This window comes from Leptolyngbya sp. GB1-A1 (assembly GCF_039962475.1).
Taxonomy (GTDB): domain Bacteria; phylum Cyanobacteriota; class Cyanobacteriia; order Elainellales; family Elainellaceae; genus Leptolyngbya_A.
Genome location: NZ_JAMPLI010000004.1, coordinates 183061 through 204033 on the forward strand (window position 1 = coordinate 183061; position 20973 = coordinate 204033).

Consider the following 20973-nt stretch of genomic DNA (forward strand, 5'->3'; position numbering starts at 1 on the left):
TGATCCTGATTAAGTGAATCCTGTTGAATGCACATTGCCTGGATAGGAAAGAAATCTCCGTTTTGTGGCAACGTCACCTACGGTCGAGAAGTGACTAACGCGCTCTTAGACCGAGGCTACCGAGTCAGCTTTCTCCATTTCGCCCAAGAAGAGACGGGCGTGACGAACGAATGGGGAGATTGCCAGGAAGTCTCGATTCCTTTTCTTTATAAGTCCCAAATCTATACCATTCCTTCGCCGAAATCGAGTCGGGTGCTGACCGAAGCACTTCGCCAGCTAAAGCCCGATCTAGTTCATGCGTCGCTCACGCTGTCGCCCCTCGACTTTCTGCTGCCGGAAATCTGTCAGGAGCTAAACTTACCCCTGGTTGCTACCTTTCATCCCGCCTTTGCCCGTAAAGCGAGAAATTTTACCTCTGGGACTCAGCACCTTACTTATCAGCTTTATGCCCCTTCGCTAGCAAACTACGATCGCACGATCGTCTTTTCTAAGCTTCAGCGCGATCTGCTCATTCGTCTGGGGGTTCCCAAGCAGCGGCTTGCCGTAATTCCAAACGGTGTGGATGCCGACAAATACTCGCCTGGGCTGTCCAAGCTAAAAGCAGAACTCAAGGCACAGCGTATCTTTGTTTATCAGGGGCGCATCTCGGTCGAAAAGAACGTCGAAGCCATGCTGCGCGCCTGGAAGCAGGCAGAAATGAACTGCTACAGCAAGTTAGTGGTCGTAGGCAATGGTCCGCTGGCTCCGTCTCTTATGAGTACCTATGGCGAGGAGCAAGGTGTTATCTGGTTAGGCTTTGTAGCTGACGAGCGGCAGCGAATTCAAATCCTGCGCGGCTCGGATGTGTTTATTCTGCCGTCTTTGGTGGAAGGGCTATCTCTGTCGCTGCTGGAAGCGATGAGCTGTGGGGTTGCTTGCCTTGCCACTGATGCGGGTGCAGATGGTGAAGTGCTGGAAAAAGGCGCAGGAGTGGTTCTCAGTACGCAAAGAGTTGCGACTCAGCTTCAAACGCTTTTGCCCCTATTCCAGGATCACCCAGAACTGACCATGCTCCTGGGGCGCAAAGCCCGTCAGCGTGTTCTCGATCGCTATACCCTCAGCCAAAACATTACCCAGCTTGAGGTGCTGTATCATCAGGTGCTTCAAGAACAGCGCGTCTATCTCAGCAGTTCAAGCTAGCGATCGGCTAGATAGACACAAGGAATGCTCATACCTAAAGGCGGCTAACCTTAGAGCGGCTAATTTTTAAGCAGCTTACTTTGGATTCTTGCCTGAATTTTCCCAGCACACCGATATAGAATCATTTCCACCAAACTATACAGAGAGCCAGCCTTTTCTAAGTTCAAAATGGAAAGGTAAGGCTGGTCGGGTGGAGTTGATGCTTCACGATTTATAGGAGTTTCTATTTTTAGAATTCCTGGTTAAATCAGAGCAATATCACTCGGTCGAGAGATGATTTTTTGAACTTTTGAGGTTGGGAAATGGTTGGTTTTCAAGCACTTTTGGGTTTATGTTAAGCGATGTAACAATAATGCTGTCATGACAGCAAGCCGTCTTGACAGTACCTGTTTTGCCGTTTATCGTGTCATACATACCCGGGTATTCAATAAATAGTCGTTGTTATGCAAGACAAGCACAAAGTTACGCTATACCTTCCTCCAGACCTGCACCGCCAGCTCAAAATTCGTTCCGCAGTTGAATTAGAGCCGATGTCCACAATCGCAGAGCGTGCAATTGTTTTCTATCTCACTCATTCTGAAGTAGTTGATGAGGTAGAAGCAGCTCACGGGCAAACTCACCGGGTTTACAGTTGCCCCGAATGTGCAAGTTCGCTCGTTCTGAAAGAGGGAGAGATGGCGGCTCTGAGCGGTCAAGCGGAGATTCCGTTAGACGAAGAAGCATCGGTAGAGCGACTTCCAAAGGGTTCTCCCGATCAGCGAGGCGAGGGCGAACTGGTTCCCTGCTAGGTTCTTCTTGTTATTAAAAGTTTGCTTGCTTCAGTAGTTTTGATTTGAACGTGAAATTGTCTTTTTCAGCGTTGGACTTCTGTTACCCAGTTTGGCAGTTGTCTACTCCTGACATCTGCACCGTCTCTTAATAGGTCATGGTTATGAAAGAAGAACTTAATATTCTAGTTCAGGCTCAATATCCTCTGATCTACCTCGTCACGTCTGAGGAGGAGCGGGCAGAGCAAGCAATTTCATCGCTGGTGCAGACAAAGCCATCTCGAAGAATTTTTGTCTGGACGATGACTCACGGAATTGTTGAGTATGGTCAACCCAGAAATGTTACTCAGCACAATACCGTTGCTCCTGAAGCGGCGATCGAGTGGGTAGTACGTCAAAAGGAACCCGGTCTCTACGTCTTTAAAGATTTGCACCCGTTCCTTGATTCGCCTGGTGTCACGCGCTGGCTGCGAGATGCGATCGCGAGCTTCAAGGATGCCCAGAAGACAATTATTCTCATGTCTCCAGTGCAGACTGTGCCGATTGAGCTAGAAAAAGAGGTGGTGGTGGTAGATTATGCCCTGCCTTCTCTGGAAGAGCTGAATCAAGTACTCACTCATCAACTAGACCAAATTCAGCGTGAGCAGCGTGAGCGGGCTCGCCTGGGTCGCCCTGACCCGACTCGGATTTCGACCGAAGCGCGTGAGAAGCTGCTGAAAGCAACGCTGGGTTTAACTCGCGATGAAGCTGAAAAAGTCTATCGCAAGGCATATGTAATGTCTGGGCGGTTGACGGAGACTGAAGTAGATATCGTTTTAACTGAGAAGAAGCAGCTTATCCGTCGCAATGGCATTCTGGAGTACATCGAAGAAGATGAAACCCTAGATGCGGTTGGCGGACTAGAGGAGCTAAAGCACTGGTTGCGCCAGCGATCGAACGCCTTTACCGAGCGGGCAAGAGAGTACGGATTGCCTCAGCCAAAAGGGATGCTGATTCTGGGTGTTCCGGGCTGTGGAAAGTCGCTCATTGCAAAAACAACTTCCCGCCTCTGGGGTCTGCCGCTGCTGCGGTTAGATATGGGACGAGTTTACGATGGCTCAATGGTGGGTCGATCAGAAGCAAATTTGAGAAATGCGCTAAAAACGGCTGAGTCAATCTCCCCAGCGATTCTGTTCATTGATGAAATTGACAAAGCGTTTGCAGGTAGTGCAGGGTCAGCGGATTCTGATGGAGGTACTTCCAGCCGGATCTTTGGTTCTTTCCTGACCTGGATGCAGGAAAAGTCATCGCCTGTATTTGTAATGGCAACGGCAAACCGGGTTGAGCGTTTGCCTGGAGAATTCCTCAGAAAAGGACGATTTGACGAAATTTTCTTCGTTGATCTGCCGAACAATGAGGAGCGCAAAGAGATTTTCAAGATTCACCTGTCCAAGCGTCGGCGCGATATTAGCCGCTTTGACCTGGATCAACTGGTGAAGGTTTGCGAAGGGTTTTCAGGTGCGGAGATTGAGCAGGCACTTGTTGCTGCAATGTACGAAGCATTTGCCCAGGATAGGGAATTCACCCAACTGGACATTATTGCAGCGATTCGAGCCACGATGCCGCTCTCCAAGACCATGAGTGAGCAGGTGACTGCCCTGAGAGATTGGGCAGGACAAAGAGCAAGACCTGCTGCTTCTTCAGTTGCTGAATATCAGCGGCTGGAGTTCTAACAAGCTTTCTCTCCTGGTTCCCAACAGGCGAGGAAAGGCTAGCAACAGAAGCTAGCAGTCTAGTCCAAAGAGCCGTATCCGTTGGCATTCCAACCGCTTAGCGATCGGCGTAAACACTTCCTAACGTTTGTCGTTTCTCTCAACTTCTCTACAGGAGGAAATCCAATGTCTCACTTTAGCACTCTGCGTACCAAGATCACCGAATCTGAAATTCTGAAGTCCTCGCTGCGGGATCTGGGTATCTCCGTGAAGACGGAAGCTGATGTACGTGGCTACAACGGTCAGCGCGTTCGTGCAGACATCGTTGCTGTTTTGGATGGCGAGTATGATCTGGGCTGGTCTCGCAATGCAGATGGTTCTTTTGACCTGATTGCTGATCTGTGGGGTGTTGCTAAGAAGCACAACCAGACCGAGTTGATTAACTCGATCAACCAGAAGTATGCTGTAAACAAGACGCTGGCTGAAGTTAAGCGTCCTGGTCTGCAAAACGCTAACGTGAAGCTGGTTGTTCAGTAAGTTTTATCAGCGTTCCCAATTCGGCGGGTTAATCCATTACGGGTTAGCCCGTTTTTTGCGATCGAACAAACGCTCTATTCAGAAACATTAAGCATCCTGCTAGGTGAAAGCTTTTCGGGAGCTGTAGGCGTACAATTTAATCAGCAAAAGCGCGGCAAAGAAGGCGTTCCTGATGGGGAAATTGTCCAAACACAATTCTCAAAGGTTGACAATGCAACAGATTTAGCTGCAAAGCCGGCAGGAAAAATTTGGGATAATTATGCCTCCCTATCCTGGAGCAGTAATTGAATGAGCACAGCTCTTTTACTATAAAGAATGCAAAAAGAGGCAAAATATAATTCGCCTCTCGTTGAGATATTCGATGAAATTGAGCAGAATTACGCTTGAGTTAATACCTGAGCAGCAGCAGCAACGCCAGCGCCAGGAGATGAGTTCTCGTAGTGCAGCTCTTGCAGTGCAGCTTCGATCGCACTTACTGCAGTCAGAATATCGCGATCGCTGACAAATCCCAGGTGTCCGACTCGGAAGATTTTGCCTTTGAGCTGATCTTGTCCGCCTGCCAGGATAATATCAAATTTCTTCTTCAGAATCGATCGAATCTGCTCAGCTTCGACATTGACTGGAGCAACGGCAGTAATCGCAGGGCTTGCATTCGAGTCAGCCGCAAATAGGGGCAGTCCCAAGGCTTTCATAGCAGCGCGGGTCGCCTCGGTATGGCGACGATGGCGAGCGAAGATATTTTCTAGCCCTTCTGCTTGCATTAGCTTCAGAGCAACCTGAAGCGCGAAGAACATATTGACTGCGGGAGTAAAGGGGGTGCTGTTTTCTTTTGCAGATTTGCGATATTTGCCCAGATCCAGGTAGAAGCGCGGCAGTTTTGCGGTTTCGTATGACTTCCAGGCTCTGGAACTAACTGCGACAAATCCTAATCCGGGCGGCAGCATGAATCCTTTTTGTGAACCAGATGCGACGACATCTAAGCCCCACTCATCGATCGGTACACTGGTTGCACCTAGACTGGTAACAGCATCGACCATGATCAGAGCTTCGCCGTGCGCTTTCACATACCGGCTGATCGTTTCCAGATCGTTCAATACCCCAGTTGATGTTTCGCTGTGGGTGACGATCACCGCTTTGATTTGCTTTTCGGTGTCGGCTTCGAGACGCTCCCGGAAAGCTTCAGGATCAACAGGCTTGCCCCATTCTGCGGTGACCTGCTCGACGTTGACGCCATAAACCTGACAAACTTTTGCCCAGCGTTCGCTAAATTTGCCGTTGTTGCCCACTAGGACTCGATCACCCGGACTCAGGAAGTTGATCATTCCGGCTTCCATTGCCCCGGTGCCGCTGGCTGCCAGAATCAGCACATCGTTTTGCGTTTGATGCAGCCACTTCAAGCCCTCGACCACTTCTGCCATAATCTTGGCAAAATCGCCGCTGCGATGTCCGATTGGGTGCTTTGCCAGTGCCAGCAATACCTGTTCGGGCACAGGGGTTGGACCCGGAATCATCAACATTAACTTATCGTCCATTGCTCTGTCCTGCTGCTCTGATCTGTGGAGTTCGTTGTGATAAGATTCAAACCCTGATCATACAACTTTTAAGCCTATCCAATTTTTTGATGCTCAGAAGCTAACGTTGTCATTCTCTAAATTTCAGGCAGTCATGACGTTGCAAGGATGATAAGGGAATCGAGGGAATGTAGGAAGGCAAATGGGGTGCAGTTGGGAGATGGCTCTGGGAAGGAGCAGGAATCGGGGAAATAAGGGGAACTAGGATTAGCAATTCTGCCCAATGCATTTTGTCTGAAGTCAATTTTGTCTGAACTCAAGGTGCGATCGTCTGGATTGAAACACAAGCATGAAAGCGTTTGACGAACCAGGAAGAGGACTAAGCCTGATTAGTTCCTGCACCTGAATCTTTGCCCTGATCTTTTACATTTTGAGCGCGACGACGCACCAGAAAATCGGGAAGTTCAACCGTTGTGAGCCGTAGCGGAGAAACGCTAGAAGAAGATTCTGCAGAATGAGCCATAACCGATTGAAATGACTGGAGCAACTCCGGGGGCAGAGCATGAGCCGAGGCATGATGGGTAAGAAGCTGCTGAATTAAGGCTTTAATCTGAGCAATCTGTCCCTGCCCGCGATTGTAGTGATCTTTCCAATATTGCACAGCGGTTTCGTACTCTGTTCCCTGCTGTGCCTGATGCAAAATCTGCTCCTGCATTTCTGCCATGCGTTGTTCTAGCGTTGTGAGTCGTTCTTGGAGCAGCTCCCGCTCTGCTTCTAGCTCTTGCTGCTGTTGCTGCCAGCGGCTTTGCTGAATGGTGTACTGAACAAGTTGTTGCTCCAGATTTTCGACCTGGCGGTGGGCGGCTTCTAGATCTCGTTCCAGAGTGGTTTTGCCCTGGCTCTCGGTAGGATGAATTACCTGCTGCCAGTGGGCAATACGCTGCTGCTGTTCGACCAGGGCACCCTGCATTCGCTTGAGCTGTGCTTCGAGCTGGGAATAGCTGCTCTGCTGCTGAAAAAGATGGTTTGAAAGCTCGTGAATCTGCTGTTGAGCGACTTCGAGCTGTCCCTGAAGGGTTACCGAAAGCGATCGTGCTGCCAGGGTTTCCGATTCGAGTTCAACGACGCGCTGTTGGCGTAGGTCCAGGGCGTCTTGTAAGTCCTGAATCTGCTTGGCAAGGCGGTGTCTCTGATTTTGATTTTCGAGCTGATCCTGTGCGAGCCGCAGCCGCAACCGCTCAACTTCCTGCTGCTGAAGCCGAGTCATGGCCTCGATCGACTGCAATAGCTCCTGAATCGCCTGATCGCGCTGCTGCGTTTCGATCCGCTGGGTTTCAATTGCCTGCTGCTGCTCCGAAAGCTGAAGTTTGAGTCGGGCGATCGCCTGCTGCTGCACCTGAGAAAATTCTTCGGTGATAGCAAGCTGTTTTTCAAGAATGCTTTGCTCCTGCACCTGGATTCTGACTTCATCCAGATAGGCGAGTGCCTGATCGAGAGCTTGCTCCAGGTGATGGATGCGAGTTGTCCGCTCTTGATCGAGGTCTCGCGCCTGCTCCAGCTCATTCAGCAATGCCTGATAGTCCGCAGCCGTAATTGACAACCCCGACTCTGCCAAACTGGTGGATTCGGATGGAATCGTCTCTGCTGGCATCGCGGAAGGATGAGGTATCATGCTGCGATCGTGTAGCGCATCGGACTGGGACACTCCCAACCTCCAGGGAATCACGCAGGAAAGAATCCGGTCAATATCCGTCTAAAAGACGCTGCCAACAGTCTACCGGATGAATTCCAAAGTGGCACTTTTCCAATCTAAATTTCTTGAACTGCCACTCTTGGAGAATGTTTGATTCAGGATTAGGGGTTCTGAATCGCCCCCTAATTTCCATTCGTCAGAGACTGATAAGCCAGGGACTTTAAAACTTAATCTGGAAGAGGTTCTGTCAGGAAAAAGAGAGCTTAAGCGGCAGGCTTAAGCAACACTTACTTTCAGGTCAAACCACTTGTCCAACACAAGGCTGGGCTTAGGATTGAGGCTGACAGAGATCCGGTGGTAGTGAGTTTGCCGAAGTGGAGTTCAGCGACCAGCGGTAATCGATCGGCAGATTGGCTCGCTGGCAGCTCTCTTCGAGGTGCTTTTGCTGAGACAAGGCTTTTCGCAAAGTGATGATTAGCTCATGCACTTGCTCCTGCTGGGGAGATTGATATCCAACTGCTTGCATAGTTTGACGTTCAAGCAGTTGGAGCAATAACTCGTAGTGGATATGCGAAGGAAGAGGAATAGGCTCCATGCAACCTGGGGATTAGGAATTGTAAAAAAGCTGCAACATGACTTAAGTATGCACTTAAATCTTTAAACCTGCGAGTAAATCGCTCGCTCAGCGGCGCGAATTTACCAAAATTGCTTCAACGGCTTGCTGAAGATCGGGCTGCTTGACTAGCGATTCTCCGATTAAGACTGCCCCTGCACCTGCCTGACGAACTCGCTCTAGTTCCGCTGAAGTATGCAGCCCGGACTCGCTGACTATCAGGATTTCACGCGCTCGAATTTCCTCGCTCCGTGCCGCTAGCAAATCTTCAGTCGTTTGCAGATCTACCGTGAAATTCTCCAGGTTGCGGTTGTTGATCCCCACCAGCGTCGCTCCTTCCAAAGCCAGGACGCGATCGAGTTCCGCCAGGGTATGCACTTCGATCAGAGCGGTCATGCCCAGAACTCGCGCAATTTTCAGGAAATACTGCAAGTCTTTGTCCGGCAAAATTGCTGCAATCAGCAGGATGGCATCAGCTCCGTTGTTTCGCGCCAGGTAGATTTGATAGGGATAAATGATGAAATCCTTACAAATCAACGGAAGATCGATCGCTTCTCGGATTTGCTTTAGATTCTCGAAGCTGCCCTGAAAGAATTTTTCGTCGGTTAGCACCGAGATACAAGCAGCTCCTCCTTGAGCGTAAGATTGGGCGATCGCCACTGGATCAAAATCTTCCCGCAGTATGCCTTTACTAGGAGAAGCCTTCTTCACTTCCGCGATCAGGGCAGGATGACTGGGAGCTGACTTGAGTGCAGCCAGAAAATCCCGGACAGGCGGCGCAGTTTTTGCCTGTTGCTGAAGCTCGATCAGGGGCAGACGCTCCCGCATTTTATCGACTTCTTTTTCTTTCTGCCAAACGATCTCTTCAAGAATATGGCGCGGCTCCGCATCTTGAAGCTGAGCTTGATAGCGGACAAACTCGACAGCGATCGTGGGGTTAGGTTGGCGGCGACGGATTTGCATTGAAGGGAGTCGGTGAGGGGGTGTATGGGTGAGGGAAGGGTGAGGTAAGGGGTAAAAAGTGGGCAGTAAAGAAGTGGGCAGTAAAGAAGTGGGCAGATGAAAGAAGCAGGGGGTAAAGGGTGATGAAATAAAGGCAGTCAAGGGAGCCAGGATAAAGAAGTAGGGAGCAGAATTGCCCCAGGGATCCAGCTTCCCCTCATCCACCGAGCCACCTACTTACTCCCTCACTGCCCCAATCCCTTCATCAATGCGCGACAACTGCCCGCTTATACGCCTCATCTAGCACTTCAGATAGCGTGGGATGGGTGTGAACAGTAAAGGCGAGGTCTTTGATCGATCGCCTTTCTGCGATCGCGTTGGCGGCTTCCTGAATCAGGTCAGAGGCGTGGAGTCCCAGGATGTGAACGCCCAGCACTTCTCCCGTATCTTCGCGGTAAATCACTTTTGCTATTCCATCAGTTTCGCCCTCGGCGATCGCTTTCGAGTTGCCTTTGAAGTACGACCGTGTCGTTGCCACTTTGAAGCCTTCGGCTTTGGCAAGTTCCTGGGCGGCGGGTTCGGTGAGCCCGACAAAGCTGACTTCGGGATGGGTAAAGGCGGCGGCTGGAATGCTGCGATAGTCCACGATGCGCGACCGACCGCAGATGTTTTCAACGGCGATAATGCCCTGCGCCGAAGCCGCATGAGCTAGCATCATTTTTCCAGTGGCATCGCCGATCGCCCAGAGATGGGGCGCAGGCTGACCGTCTACAAGAACTTCTAAGCGATCGTTCACGGGGATAAAGCCTCGGCGATCGAGTTCAACGCTGACAGCTTCCAACCCCAAATTTTGGGTGGCAGGGATGCGTCCGGTTGCAACGAGGCAAGCATCGACTTCCAGCACGTCAACGACTTCTTTGGTTTTCGCGTCTGCAAGTTCGATGACTACGGGCGAACCGGGGATCACTCGCTTTGCCAAGGTGCTGACTTTGGTTTCGATATCACGAGGGGCAATCAAAACGCGCTGTGCCTGCTTCGCAATGTCGGGATCAAAACCAGGCATCAGCTGATCGAGGGCTTCAATCATCGTCACTTCGCTGCCTAGCGCAGTATAAATATCAGCAAACTCCAGACCGATATAGCCACTGCCGATAATCGCGATCCAGTTAGGCAGGGATTCGAGCCTAACACCGTCATCGCTGGTAAAGACTGTTTTATTATCAATCTCGATTCCTGGCGGCACAAACGGCACAGAGCCCGGCGAGAGAATAATGTCTTTGGCGGTAATCGTCTTTTCGCCTGTGCTGGAGGTCACTGTGACTTTTTGCGGACCTGCAATTCGACCGCGCCCGCGAATCGTTTCAACCTTCAGCCGCTTCAGGCTATTCGTCAGGTCATCTCGAATTTTTGCAACCAGATTGTTGGCATGGGCGGCGATCGACTCCCGCTCGAATGAAACTTGTTGAACCTGAATTCCGAATGCTTTCAGGTGATGAGCATTTCGCAGCTCCCGCACTCGCCCAGAAGCTGCCAGTAGTGCCTTTGAAGGAATACAGCCGCGGTTGACGCAGGTTCCCCCCATATCTTCTGCTTCAATAATGGCAGTCTTTAGCCCACAGCTTACGGCATGCAGCGCGGCTCCATGTCCACCTACGCCCGCCCCAATAATCACTAAATCGTAGTCGAATTCGTGACTCACTTCGCTCTTCCTCTGCAATGCTCAGTCTTCCATTTTCGGTGTTGAAGGGACGATTAGACAACTGTTTACCTAATTTACCTCAGCGATTTCGATGTTTTATGCAAGAGTCAGGCTTTTGCACGGTGAAAAGATCCGTAATCCTACGCGGTAGGGTGCGATCGGATCAGCAGCTTCTGGACGAATTCTAGGAATACGTTTTCAAAAACCATCAGCGATCGACAGAGATAGTTTCAATGACTTCCGAATATCTTTACCAGAAGACAATTGAAGGGTTCCTCGGCTCTCTCAATCGCCTGGGAAACAGCAGTTGGGGGAACAGCAGTCGGCTCGATTGTCAGTTTCACCCCAGGCAAGTGCGCCAAGGGCTTCTCAAGATACCCAGTCTGCTTCTTTGCTGAGCGAAAAAGAAACTCAAATTCTCGAAGAGGCGGTTGCAGATATAGAGCAGACCGTGAAAAAGCAGCCGAAATTGCTTTGAAGCAGCCTTCGAAATCGAATCCTCATCTCAGCCTTTCTAATCCTCGGTTTGCTACTCTCGCTTGAGTTCTCGCTGGCGACGTGCTTCATACAAAATCAAAGCGGCGGAGATTGCCACGTTCAGCGACTCTACGCCTGGCACAAGCGGAATTTGTATTGCTACCTCTGCAAATGCCGCGATATCTGGCGACAGTCCGGCTCCCTCGTTGCCCAGCAGAATCAGACTGGGTAGGGTCAGGTCAATTTCCCAGTAAGTGAGGGTAGCAGTCGGCAGGGTGGCAACAATCTGAACCCCGTGACGCTGAAACTGAATCAGGTCGGATTTGAGATCGGGCGTAACAGTCATGGGCAGGCGAAACCACTGCCCAGCAGTTGCTCGCAGCACTTTGGGATGATCTAGATCCACACTGTCGGCGGTCAGCCATAGCCCTTCTGCCCCTGCAGCGGCTGCCGTGCGAATAATCGTTCCCAGATTACCTGGGTCTTGCAGCTTGTCCAGAGCGATCGCTAGCCGCAGATCATAGCCGATTGGCGTAAGAGTATTTCGCCGCACCGTTGCCACAACGCCATCGGGATTCACAGTCGTGGCGATTGCCTGCAACACTTCTTCGCTGACTAACTCCGAGCGATCGGCTTGCTCACTCACCTGTTGCCAGAGTTGTGGATGAGCCGCCTGCCACTCAGGAGTACAGCACACGACGACTAGCTCAGCATGGGTCGCACAGGCTTCTTCAAGCAGATGGGTTCCTTCGAGCAAAAACACCTGCTGTTCTCGTCGCTCTTTTGCCCGGTGCAGTTTCCGAAGTTGCTTGACGAGAGGATTTTGCAAACTGGTCAGCATTTTGGGGCTTCTACTTCGCCTTGGTCGGCTGCTTGCAGAGAATTGCAGTATCGATCAGGCTATCATTTTCGCTCTGGAGTGGACTGGGAATAGGCGAAATTTGTGGTGGCTATCGCGGCTGAAGGACGAGGTGCAGGATTTCTACCCCGTCGTGCTTCAATTCATCCTATCGATTCATCCGATCGATAGGAGTGGATGTACAGCAACAGCCCCTACAATAAAGCATTAGGAAATCACTAATTCAGAGAAGCCAGCCCGGAGCAGGTTTCTCCAGGCTTGATCGCTTCAAGGCTAATTTTTTCCAGTTGGCTTATTCAGGCTCAAGATTCGCTTGAATTTAGCTTGAGCTTATTCTGGCTTAAAATGCGGAACCCGGGACTTGAACCCGGAAGTCTTTGCAGACACTAGAACCTGAATCTAGCGCGTCTACCAATTCCGCCAGTTCCGCACGTTTCTTCAACCTTGCCTGTTCCTTGCAGACTTTCTGCTCGGTTCGGCAAACGGTTTAGCCTGCTGTGTGTCGCATCTCAACCGCGACTTCTAATCTTGCCTTAAAGTCTTTCATTCGTCAACTGGTTCGGCAATTATTTTTGAAACGGACGAGTTCTGCAAACCTACGCTATACAAATCTGCGGCTCACCTTTACACTCGTTCTGGACATTTTGAAACTTTCCGCTAGAATCATTACCAAATTTATTTCGTTTCTAGGTAACTTAGTTGCCAACCCCATTCGCTTATTTGGAGGACAGAGCCATTACTTCCACTCTTAGCCTATCGAGCCAATCTGCTCTACCCGAAGAAGACAAATCGATGCTGCAAATTTTGGGAGGGCACTCTCTTTCCGGAGAGGTCAGCATCAGTGGTGCGAAGAACTCTGCCCTTGTGATCATGGCAGGTGCGCTGCTTTGTTCAGGTGATTGTCGCCTTCGCAACGTTCCGTCTTTGATCGATGTCAGGCGGATGGGCGAAATTTTGTCTGCTCTGGGAGTAAAATTGGAGCGGCAGGGCAACGTGCTGGACATTAATGCCAGCCAGTTTGAAGTGACTAAAGCTCCCTATGAGCTGGTCAGTCAGCTTCGCGCCAGCTTTTTTATCGTGGGTCCGATGCTGGCGAGGTTGGGTGTCGCGAGAGTGCCGTTGCCGGGGGGATGTGCGATCGGGGCGCGTCCGGTCGATTTGCACGTTCGGGGTTTGCAGGCAATGGGAGCCGATGTGCAGATTGAGCATGGCACCGTTCATGCCCACATCAAGGGCGGCAAAAAACGGCTTCAGGGCGCAAGAATTTACCTCGACTGTCCCAGTGTGGGCGCGACTGAAACCCTGATGATGGCGGCAACCCTGGCAGAAGGGGAAACGATTCTGGAAAATGCGGCTCAGGAACCCGAAGTGGCTGATTTGGCGAACTTTTGCCGATCGATGGGAGCTAACATTCAGGGCGCGGGAACCAATACAATCGTGATTTCAGGCGTTCCCCAGCTTCATTCGACCGATTACCCAATCATCCCCGATCGCATTGAAGCTGGAACCTTTTTGGTGGCGGGTGCGATTACTCGATCGGAAATCAGCCTGTTCCCGATCGTGCCGGATCACCTGACGGCGGTGGTGGCGAAGCTGAAAGAAATTGGCGTGAAGGTGGTGCTAGAGGCTCCCGATCGGATGCGGGTAATTCCGACGCAGCAGCATCGGGCGACCGATATTGAAACGATGCCTTTTCCCGGCTTTCCGACGGATATGCAGGCGCAGTTCATGGCACTCCTGACCCTGAGCGACGGCAATAGCATTATCACCGAAACAGTGTTTGAAAACCGTCTGCGCCATGTCGCTGAGCTGAACCGGATGGGGGCTGATATTCGGGTGAAGGGCAATATTGCGATTGTGCGGGGAGTTCCCCTGCTGTCGGGCGCGCCCGTGGTGGCAACAGATTTGCGGGCTTCAGCTGCGCTGGTGCTGGCAGGGCTGGCGGCAAATGGAACGACTACGATTCAAGGGCTGCATCACCTCGATCGCGGCTACGACAACCTGGAAGGCAAGCTCAAAGGGTTGGGCGCAAAGCTGGAACGAATCAAGGGCGATTCAACCGAGGCGATCGCGTTGCTGAGTCCTGCTCCCGTGGGTTAATCAAACCTGCGTGAAGTTAATCCTTGTGGTAAGGGTGGGCAATGCTCACCTTTTTTAGTCAGATTTTAGTCAGAATTTTTAGAAGAATGCCGATCGGAAGAGTGATAAATTCTAAAGGCTGATCGAAGAGGAGATTTGAAGCGTTTTTGAGATCCTGCATTGCCCGCTAAATCCCCCTTTATAGGCGACTTGGAGATCCTAAAGTGAGCTAGGTTCCTCGCAGCGCAGGAAAACTAGAGAGACAAACATAATTTTAACTATCCTCCTGAACAGCTCACCCTGCTGCACCTGTGTTTTTCACTGCTGTTATTCATGCAAACCTATAAACTGCTGGCTCCTGCCAAAATTAATTTGTATTTAGAGATCATTGGCGATCGTCCCGATGGGTTTCACGAGCTAGCCATGATTTTGCAGAGCGTTGACCTTGCCGATCGACTAACGCTGCGGGCGAACGGAACCGAGCGAATTCAGGTATTGTGCAGCAATGCAGAAGTCCCATCGGATCAAAGCAATCTGGCATATCGGGCAGGAGCTTTGATGGCGCAGCAGTTTCCAGAGCAGTTTCAAAGATTTGGCGGCGTGGAGATTACGCTGGAGAAGAATATTCCGATCGGGGCGGGGCTGGCGGGTGGTTCTGCTGATGCTGCTGCCGTCATCGTTGGCATTGACCTGCTGTGGAATTTGGGACTGACGCGAGTGGAACTTCAGGAACTTGCCGCCCGCCTCGGATCAGATATTCCCTTTTGCGTCATGGGTGGCACGGCGCTCGCCACAGGTCGGGGAGAGCAACTTGCCCCTTTGACCAGTCCCGATCCGCTTTATGCAGTGCTGGCGAAGTATCAAGATTTGCCTGTTTCCACCGTTTGGGCCTATCAGACTTACCGCAAACAGTTTCAGCATACCTACGCACCCGATCGCGAAACGCTGTTAGGACGCAGAAAGAGCGTGCATTCGAGTGAGCTGGTCGCGGCGATTACTCAGCGCAACAGTCAGCGGATCGGGCAGCTTTTGCATAACGATCTGGAGAAAGTCGTTTTGCCTGCCTATCCGCAGGTAGCAGATCTGCGCCGAGTGATGGGCGAACTGGGGACGCTGGGGGTGATGATGTCTGGCTCTGGTTCCACGGTGTTTGCTCTAGTGGGCTCTCAGGCTGAAGCCGATCGAGTGAAGCAAGCTCTGCGCGATCGAATTCCTGATCCGAATCTCGGCATCTGGACAACTCGTTTGATCGGACAGGGAATTCAAGTGCTGCAATAGAATTCATTCCAGCATTCATTCCATAAGATAAGGAAAGGAGGCTGAGTTCAATCTGCCCTTGCCTTTATTTTCTGGAGATATTGTTATGACCGAACCAACCCCTCAACCGTCTGGAAAAAGCGCGGTAGAAAGCAGTTCCCCTTCTAAGCTAAATAAAACAACCGACAGTTCAGGCTATGTGCCGCCGACGCCCCTGCGCTGCTTTACCGGATCGGCGATCGCCGCAGGGTTTGCCTATGTGCTGTATCTGCTCACGCAATCAATTGTTTCTTCGTTTGCTGCAAAGCCGCTTTCTTCTACAAATATGCTGGCAGCCCGAATCGGAGCAGCCGTAAGAACGCTTGTGGTCGGCATTAGCACCATGGGAACCGGAATCTTTTTGATCGCGGCGATCGGGCTGCTGGCGTTGGGGATTCAGCTTGTGTTTAAGCAGCTTCGGCAAACTGGCGATGCGAATTAAAGTGATTAACGGAAACACCTTTGAGCCCATGACGCGGGGCATTGATGAATCGGCTCAGGCAGTCCGCTCGCCTCAGACGGAAATTATCACCACGCAGCCGAAGGCGGGTCCAGAGTCGATCGAGGGCTATTACGACGAGTATCTGGCGATTCCCGGCATTTTGGAAGAAGTGATTTTGTCGGGCGATGAAATTGATGCGTTTGTGATTGCTTGCTGGGGTGATCCGGGGGTGGAAGCGGCGCGAGAGCTGACGACTAAGCCCGTGGTTGGCATTGCAGAGGCAAGTATGTATGTGGCGAATATGGTGGCGGCTCGCTGGGGCGTAGTGACGACGATGCATCGTGCCCTCGACATGATCGAGAAAACGATTCATCGGGCTGGGTTTTCCCACCGCTGTGTTTCGATTCGCACCACGGGCTTATCGGTAATCGAAACCGAAACGGCTCGTCAGGCCACGATCGATGCTCTGGAAACTGCCGGACGGTTAGCCATTACCGAAGACAAAGCTGAAGCTCTCTGTCTAGGCTGTGCCGGAATGAGCGGACTCGATAAAGCACTGGAAGAGCGGCTCGAAATTCCCATTATTGACGCGGTGGCGGCAGCCGTCAAAATGGCGGAGGCGATCGTTGGTCTTCAGAAACAAACCAGCAAGGCTCTGACGTATCAGCGTCCCGAATCGAAGCGCATTAAAGGCTTCCCGGACTATATGCAGTTTTGAGGGATAGGGCTTGCCAGAGTTCCTGAGGGCTTGACCAGTGCTGCGATCGCCTGGGTAAGCGTTTCTAGGGCAAGCGGTTTGGCAAGGTGTTGCTGAAATCCTGCGGCAAGTGCCTGCTGCTGATCTGTATCGCTGGCGTAAGCACTCAACGCGATTCCCGGAAGATTGCTGCTCTGACGATCGGGCAGTGTCCGAAGCCGGCGCATCAGGGTATAGCCGTCCATTCCGGGCATCCCAATGTCGCTGATCAAGACATCAAAGCTCAATCGCTCCAGTGCCGCTAACGCTTCTAGGGCAGAGCTGACCGGAGTAACGCAAAGCTGCTGCTGTTCGAGCAGATAGGCAATCAATGCTTGAGTATCGGCATCGTCATCCACCAGTAGGACTCGCACTCCTTGTAGATTAGGCGCGGTATGCCCACTGGGTTGACGATCGTTTGCCTGCTCAGCCATTAGCATCAGGGGCAAATAAATTGAGAAGGTTGTCCCTTGTCCTTCGCCTGCACTTTCCACAGAAATCGTGCCGCCGTGCGCTTCAACCAACTGGCGGACGATCGCTAGCCCTAAGCCTAAGCCGCCAAATTGCCGGGTCGTTGAACTGTCTTGCTGCCGAAAATGCTCAAATACGTGGGGCAAAAACTTAGGGCTAATGCCTTTTCCGGTATCCGCAACCTGAATCCGGACGAAGGGAATTTGACAGGTGGGTGGTTTTTGCTCTAGGGACTCCAGAGGAGAAGGGAGGGAGTCAGGGGAGCTAGGGGAGGATGGAGCCAGCAGGGCATGGGGTTCTGAGGCAGCAAGTTCTGATGGAACCGACAGCCGCACGGTGACTTTTCCGCCCTGGGGTGTGAACTTAATGGCGTTACTAAGCAGATTCCACATCACCTGCTGCAGTCTGCCCGTGTCCCCAAATACACGCTGTATCGGCGCATCAAACTGCGTTGTGAGCTGAATTGCCTTCGCTTCGGCAGCAAGCCGTACGGTTTCGAGAGCGGCGGCGATCGGGTCAGCTAAATCAACAGGCGTCATTTCCAGTACCAGCTTGCCGCGCAAGATTCGCGAAATGTCGAGCAGGTCATCAATGAGCTGTGCCTGAAGCTTGACATTGCGTTCGATCGCCTCCAGCCCTTGCTGCACTTTATCTGGACTGAGTTGTCGATTTTGCAGCAGCTTCGACCAGCCTAGAATCGGGTTCAGGGGCGTTCTCAGTTCGTGAGACAGCACGGCTAAGAATTCATCTTTGATTCGGTTTGCCTGTTCTGCCTGAGCACGGGCAGTTTGCTCTTGTTGCAGAAGGCCATAGCTCTGCTCGGCGAAGCGTTCGCGCTCTAGGTCGATCTGCTTGCGATCGGTGATGTCAGTCGCGATGCTGCAAACGGCGTAGGGTATACCATCCACATTGACCAAGGGAAATTTCACCGAGAGGTAAGTGTGCACACCGTCCGGCAGGTAGAGCCTTTCTTCAAACTTGAGCGGCGTTCCGGCTTCTAAAACATCGCGATCGTGTGACCAGAACAAATCAGTGGCTTCCGACTCACGCCCTGCATCGTTGGTTTGACCCTGCTGCGCCTGGGTCTGCTGACAAAGCATTTCATACTGGCGGTTGACCAGCAAATACCGCCCCTCGGTATCTTTGAGATAAATTACCGCTTCGGACTGATTTAGAATTGCCTGAAGCCGCTGTTCGCTCTCCTGGAGGGAGGCTTCTGCCTGCTTGCGATCGGTGATATCGGTATTCGTGCCGTACCATTTCACGATTTGACCCTGCTGATTTCGTAGCGGACGCGCCTGTCCTAAAATCCAGCAATATTCTCCGTTGGCTGCCCGTAGTCTTGCCTCTGCCTGGTACTCCGTGCCCATTTTTACCGAGGCAGCCCACGTCTGGGTAATTTGTGCTAAATCATCTGGATGCACAATTTCTGTCCAGCCGTCATTCTGGAGCTGTTCGACCGCCTTCCCAGTGAACTCACACCATCGCTGGTTATAGTAATCAATGTGACCGTCAGGGGTTGCTGTCCATACCTGCTGTGGAATGGTTTCTGTGATCAGCCGGAGCTGATCTTCCCGCTGTTTCAGGGCTGCACCCGATCGCTGCCGTTCGATCGCAACACCTGCCAAGTGAGAGGCGATCGTGATTAACCGCTGTTCAGTAGCATCCGGCTGGCGTGGCGTGCGGTAATAAAGGGCAAATGTACCTAACACTCTGCCTTGGCTGTCCAGAATTGGGGTAGACCAGCAGGCTTTCAGATTGTACTGCTGAAGCAGCATCCGACTTGCCGCCCAGCGATCCTCAGCATCAATATCAGAAACAATTACTGCCTGATGGGTATGGGCAACTGTGCCGCAAATGGTGTCGATCGAGTTGCCCAAAACTCCGTCAGCAAGGTCATAGCAGAGGCTTTGTGGCAAACTAGGGCTGGCAGCCATATAGAGTTTATTGGTCGTGTCATCCAGCAGCAAAATCGAGCAAATTGCTTCATTCGACTGGGTTTCGATCAATTGCGCCAAGGTTTCTAGCACTTCACTCAGACAGGCACCCGCTGTAATAAGCTCCAGGATGTAATTTTGCGTTGCCAGGAGCACTTCACTGCGGCTGCGATCGGTAATATTTTGAGTCAGCACCATTCCTGCAAAAATCTCACCTTGTTCGTTGTGAATTGGAACAGTGTGTACCTCATAAATCTGATCCTGAAACGGCATTTCGTACGCCATTGACTGCCCTGCTAGCGTTGCCCGATAGTAGGGTTCGATCGCCGCACAAACGTCAGGCGGAAAGGCTGCCGATAGCGTTTTGCCAACCAGGTTTGAGCGATCGAGGTTCACTTGTTTGAGTCCATCGCCTTCGACCAGCAGATAGCGTAAATCGCGATCAAAAAGGAGAACAGCTCCATTGGGAATGTGCTGTGCCAGTGTTCGATAAAGGGCTTCTCGCTCCGTCAGAGCTGCATTTGCCTGCTGGAGCTGGTCAGTTCGTTCCGCAACGCGCCGTTCTAGCTCCTGGTTTGCCTGCTGGAGTGCCGCTTCTAACGCTTTCCGCTCGTCAAGTGCCAGCACCCATCGCTCCTCACGCTGACGCAACTCAGTTTCTGCCCGCTGATATTGGCTGATATCCTGCCCCACGATGTAGACCAACTGCTGTTCGACCATGGGAGTCATTTGCCAGGCAAACCAGCGATCGCTTACCGTTTCTCCTACGGAATGATTGAGGCTGCCCTGATTCCCCAGGCGGCTCTCGATTTGCCCTGCCCCTCCAGATTGAATCAATGCCTGCCACTGCTCTAGCACAGTCGTCCGATCGCTTGGGTGAATGAGGTCAAACCAGGAGGAAGTAATTTCTAACTGGAAGTTTTTGAACAGGTTGCGAAAAGCAGGGTTAATCTGCTGCAAACTACCATCAAATCTGATGATTGCTAGAGGGTTACCCGCATAGGTAAAAAACTGCTCGATTTCCCCCTCAGGTAACGGCGAAGCAATTGGCTCTGTAGCACCACTGTGCCTTTTGTCGCTTGACGGTTGAGGAAAAGGAGAGAACAGACCCATTGGAAACAGCAACGACTCCTGAGTATCCATAGGAATTTAAAAAAGGAAAATAAAACGGATGCAACGATAAAAACTTGTTTCGATCGGGCTTAGATTTATCGCGTTACTGAATTCGGATATTTTGATTGACAGAAGTAGCAGCTTAATAACTTCCTCATGTCAAAATCATCAGACCTAAAGTTCCGAACTCAAAAAAATCTGCTTTGAATCCTGGCGTTCATTGCTCCTAACTGGATTAATTTTCTAAAAAATTGCTAATTGTTTATAACAAACAGGTCTTTTCAGGAACGGGTTGTATTGCCCACTCCTGACGTTTGAACTGGCGTTCGATCGAACTGTTTGATCAACCAGATTGAGCTATTTTACTCATCACTTATCCTTTGCAACAAATTCTTTGCAAAGAAGGCTGAGAAATGCCGCTTTTAAGGGTAGAAATCAGACCGAAAAGGAATTGAGGAGAAATGCCGACTGAACTTATAACCCTGGAACTACTACCCTGGAAATATCTTAACTCCTACCTGAAGAGAGAAGCTGATTTAGCGTCTTGCACTCCGGCTTTAGGGAATTTTTTGTAGGCTGACGATCGAAGCCAACGATTGAAAAGCTCTCCAGAACTTCGATTTGCCCGTATTGCTTAATGGATTAAATTACTTGACGAATCATTGCCAGAGGTAAACTAACCAGACAAGTTATATTCGCTTCACCCTGCCAGGTCTTTTCACGCGCCTCCATACGCTCCAGGATTCAGTCACTTGCCGAGCGCAGTTATGTTGAGAAGGATATACCGTGAGAAAAGACAAAAAAATTGCCTGACCCTATAAGCCCCCAAGGTCAGGCAGTCTCACCTGTAAGGACGCGCTTTAACCAGAAGAACCTGTACAACCAAATTGCCCCCTAGTTGTTCAGTTTTTCTGAGTGCGTTCTCCAGAAG

16 protein-coding genes and 1 tRNA gene are annotated in these 20973 nt (G+C 51.2%); 9 read left to right on the top strand and 8 right to left on the bottom strand.

Annotated elements, in window-relative coordinates:
- The first annotated feature begins 27 nt into the window (after positions 1-27).
- The 4 genes from NDI45_RS06395 (at position 28) to NDI45_RS06410 (ending at position 4174) form a co-directional block, all read left to right on the top strand.
- Entirely contained in the window at positions 28-1179 is a 1152-nt protein-coding gene (locus tag NDI45_RS06395; protein WP_190793742.1) for a glycosyltransferase family 4 protein, read from the top strand.
- Positions 1180-1622: 443 nt separating this feature from the next.
- Entirely contained in the window at positions 1623-1967 is a 345-nt protein-coding gene (locus NDI45_RS06400; RefSeq protein ID WP_348246796.1) for a hypothetical protein, read from the top strand.
- 143 nt (positions 1968-2110) lie between these two features.
- On the top strand, positions 2111-3658 hold the full coding sequence (locus NDI45_RS06405; RefSeq protein ID WP_190793744.1) for an AAA family ATPase: 1548 nt from the start codon (positions 2111-2113) through the stop codon (positions 3656-3658).
- A gap of 165 nt (positions 3659-3823) precedes the next feature.
- Entirely contained in the window at positions 3824-4174 is a 351-nt protein-coding gene (locus NDI45_RS06410) for a DUF1257 domain-containing protein (protein WP_348246797.1), read from the top strand.
- 377 nt (positions 4175-4551) lie between these two features.
- Here the strand turns inward: NDI45_RS06410 and NDI45_RS06415 are convergent, their stop codons facing one another.
- From NDI45_RS06415 to lpdA, 5 genes are all read right to left on the bottom strand, one after another.
- Positions 4552-5706: an alanine--glyoxylate aminotransferase family protein gene (locus NDI45_RS06415; protein ID WP_190794207.1), complete on the bottom strand. Its 1155-nt coding sequence runs from the start codon at positions 5704-5706 to the stop codon at positions 4552-4554.
- Between the two features lie 358 nt (positions 5707-6064).
- Positions 6065-7390: a hypothetical protein gene (locus NDI45_RS06420; protein ID WP_348246798.1), complete on the bottom strand. Its 1326-nt coding sequence runs from the start codon at positions 7388-7390 to the stop codon at positions 6065-6067.
- A gap of 316 nt (positions 7391-7706) precedes the next feature.
- Positions 7707-7973, bottom strand: a complete 267-nt coding sequence (locus tag NDI45_RS06425; RefSeq protein ID WP_348246799.1) for a DUF5340 domain-containing protein — start codon at positions 7971-7973, stop codon at positions 7707-7709.
- Between the two features lie 87 nt (positions 7974-8060).
- The gene (trpC, locus tag NDI45_RS06430) at positions 8061-8954 is read right to left on the bottom strand and encodes an indole-3-glycerol phosphate synthase TrpC (RefSeq protein ID WP_348246854.1); all 894 of its coding nucleotides are present in this window, start codon (positions 8952-8954) and stop codon (positions 8061-8063) included.
- A gap of 244 nt (positions 8955-9198) precedes the next feature.
- Positions 9199-10632 carry a dihydrolipoyl dehydrogenase gene (lpdA, locus tag NDI45_RS06435; RefSeq protein ID WP_190794210.1) on the bottom strand — a complete coding sequence of 478 codons (1434 nt, stop codon included), beginning with the start codon at positions 10630-10632 and terminating at the stop codon, positions 9199-9201.
- A 331-nt stretch (positions 10633-10963) separates the two neighbouring features.
- Between lpdA and NDI45_RS06440 the strand changes: the two genes are divergently transcribed.
- Positions 10964-11110 carry a hypothetical protein gene (locus NDI45_RS06440; RefSeq protein WP_190794211.1) on the top strand — a complete coding sequence of 49 codons (147 nt, stop codon included), beginning with the start codon at positions 10964-10966 and terminating at the stop codon, positions 11108-11110.
- A 51-nt stretch (positions 11111-11161) separates the two neighbouring features.
- Here NDI45_RS06440 and NDI45_RS06445 read toward each other — a convergent pair whose 3' ends face one another.
- Together NDI45_RS06445 and NDI45_RS06450 are read right to left on the bottom strand one after the other, a co-directional pair.
- Entirely contained in the window at positions 11162-11950 is a 789-nt protein-coding gene (locus NDI45_RS06445; RefSeq protein ID WP_190794212.1) for an RNA methyltransferase, read from the bottom strand.
- A gap of 364 nt (positions 11951-12314) precedes the next feature.
- Positions 12315-12398: transfer RNA gene (locus tag NDI45_RS06450), tRNA-Leu, on the bottom strand.
- Positions 12399-12688: 290 nt separating this feature from the next.
- On the opposite strand from NDI45_RS06450, the gene murA reads away from it, so the two are divergent.
- From murA to NDI45_RS06470, 4 genes are all read left to right on the top strand, one after another.
- Positions 12689-14068: a UDP-N-acetylglucosamine 1-carboxyvinyltransferase gene (gene murA / locus NDI45_RS06455; protein ID WP_348246855.1), complete on the top strand. Its 1380-nt coding sequence runs from the start codon at positions 12689-12691 to the stop codon at positions 14066-14068.
- 312 nt (positions 14069-14380) lie between these two features.
- On the top strand, positions 14381-15325 hold the full coding sequence (gene ispE, locus NDI45_RS06460) for a 4-(cytidine 5'-diphospho)-2-C-methyl-D-erythritol kinase (protein ID WP_348246800.1): 945 nt from the start codon (positions 14381-14383) through the stop codon (positions 15323-15325).
- An 85-nt stretch (positions 15326-15410) separates the two neighbouring features.
- Complete coding sequence (locus NDI45_RS06465) at positions 15411-15785, top strand: DUF3082 domain-containing protein (protein WP_348246801.1); 375 nt, start codon at positions 15411-15413, stop codon at positions 15783-15785.
- Complete coding sequence (locus NDI45_RS06470; RefSeq protein WP_348246802.1) at positions 15775-16503, top strand: aspartate/glutamate racemase family protein; 729 nt, start codon at positions 15775-15777, stop codon at positions 16501-16503. Before NDI45_RS06465 ends, NDI45_RS06470 begins: the two co-directional genes overlap by 11 nt.
- Here the strand turns inward: NDI45_RS06470 and NDI45_RS06475 are convergent.
- A complete protein-coding gene (locus NDI45_RS06475; RefSeq protein WP_348246803.1) occupies positions 16488-20072 on the bottom strand; it encodes a PAS domain-containing protein in 3585 nt (1194 codons plus the stop codon). The two genes, NDI45_RS06470 and NDI45_RS06475, sit on opposite strands and share 16 nt — an antisense overlap.
- Positions 20073-20973 lie beyond the last annotated feature (901 nt).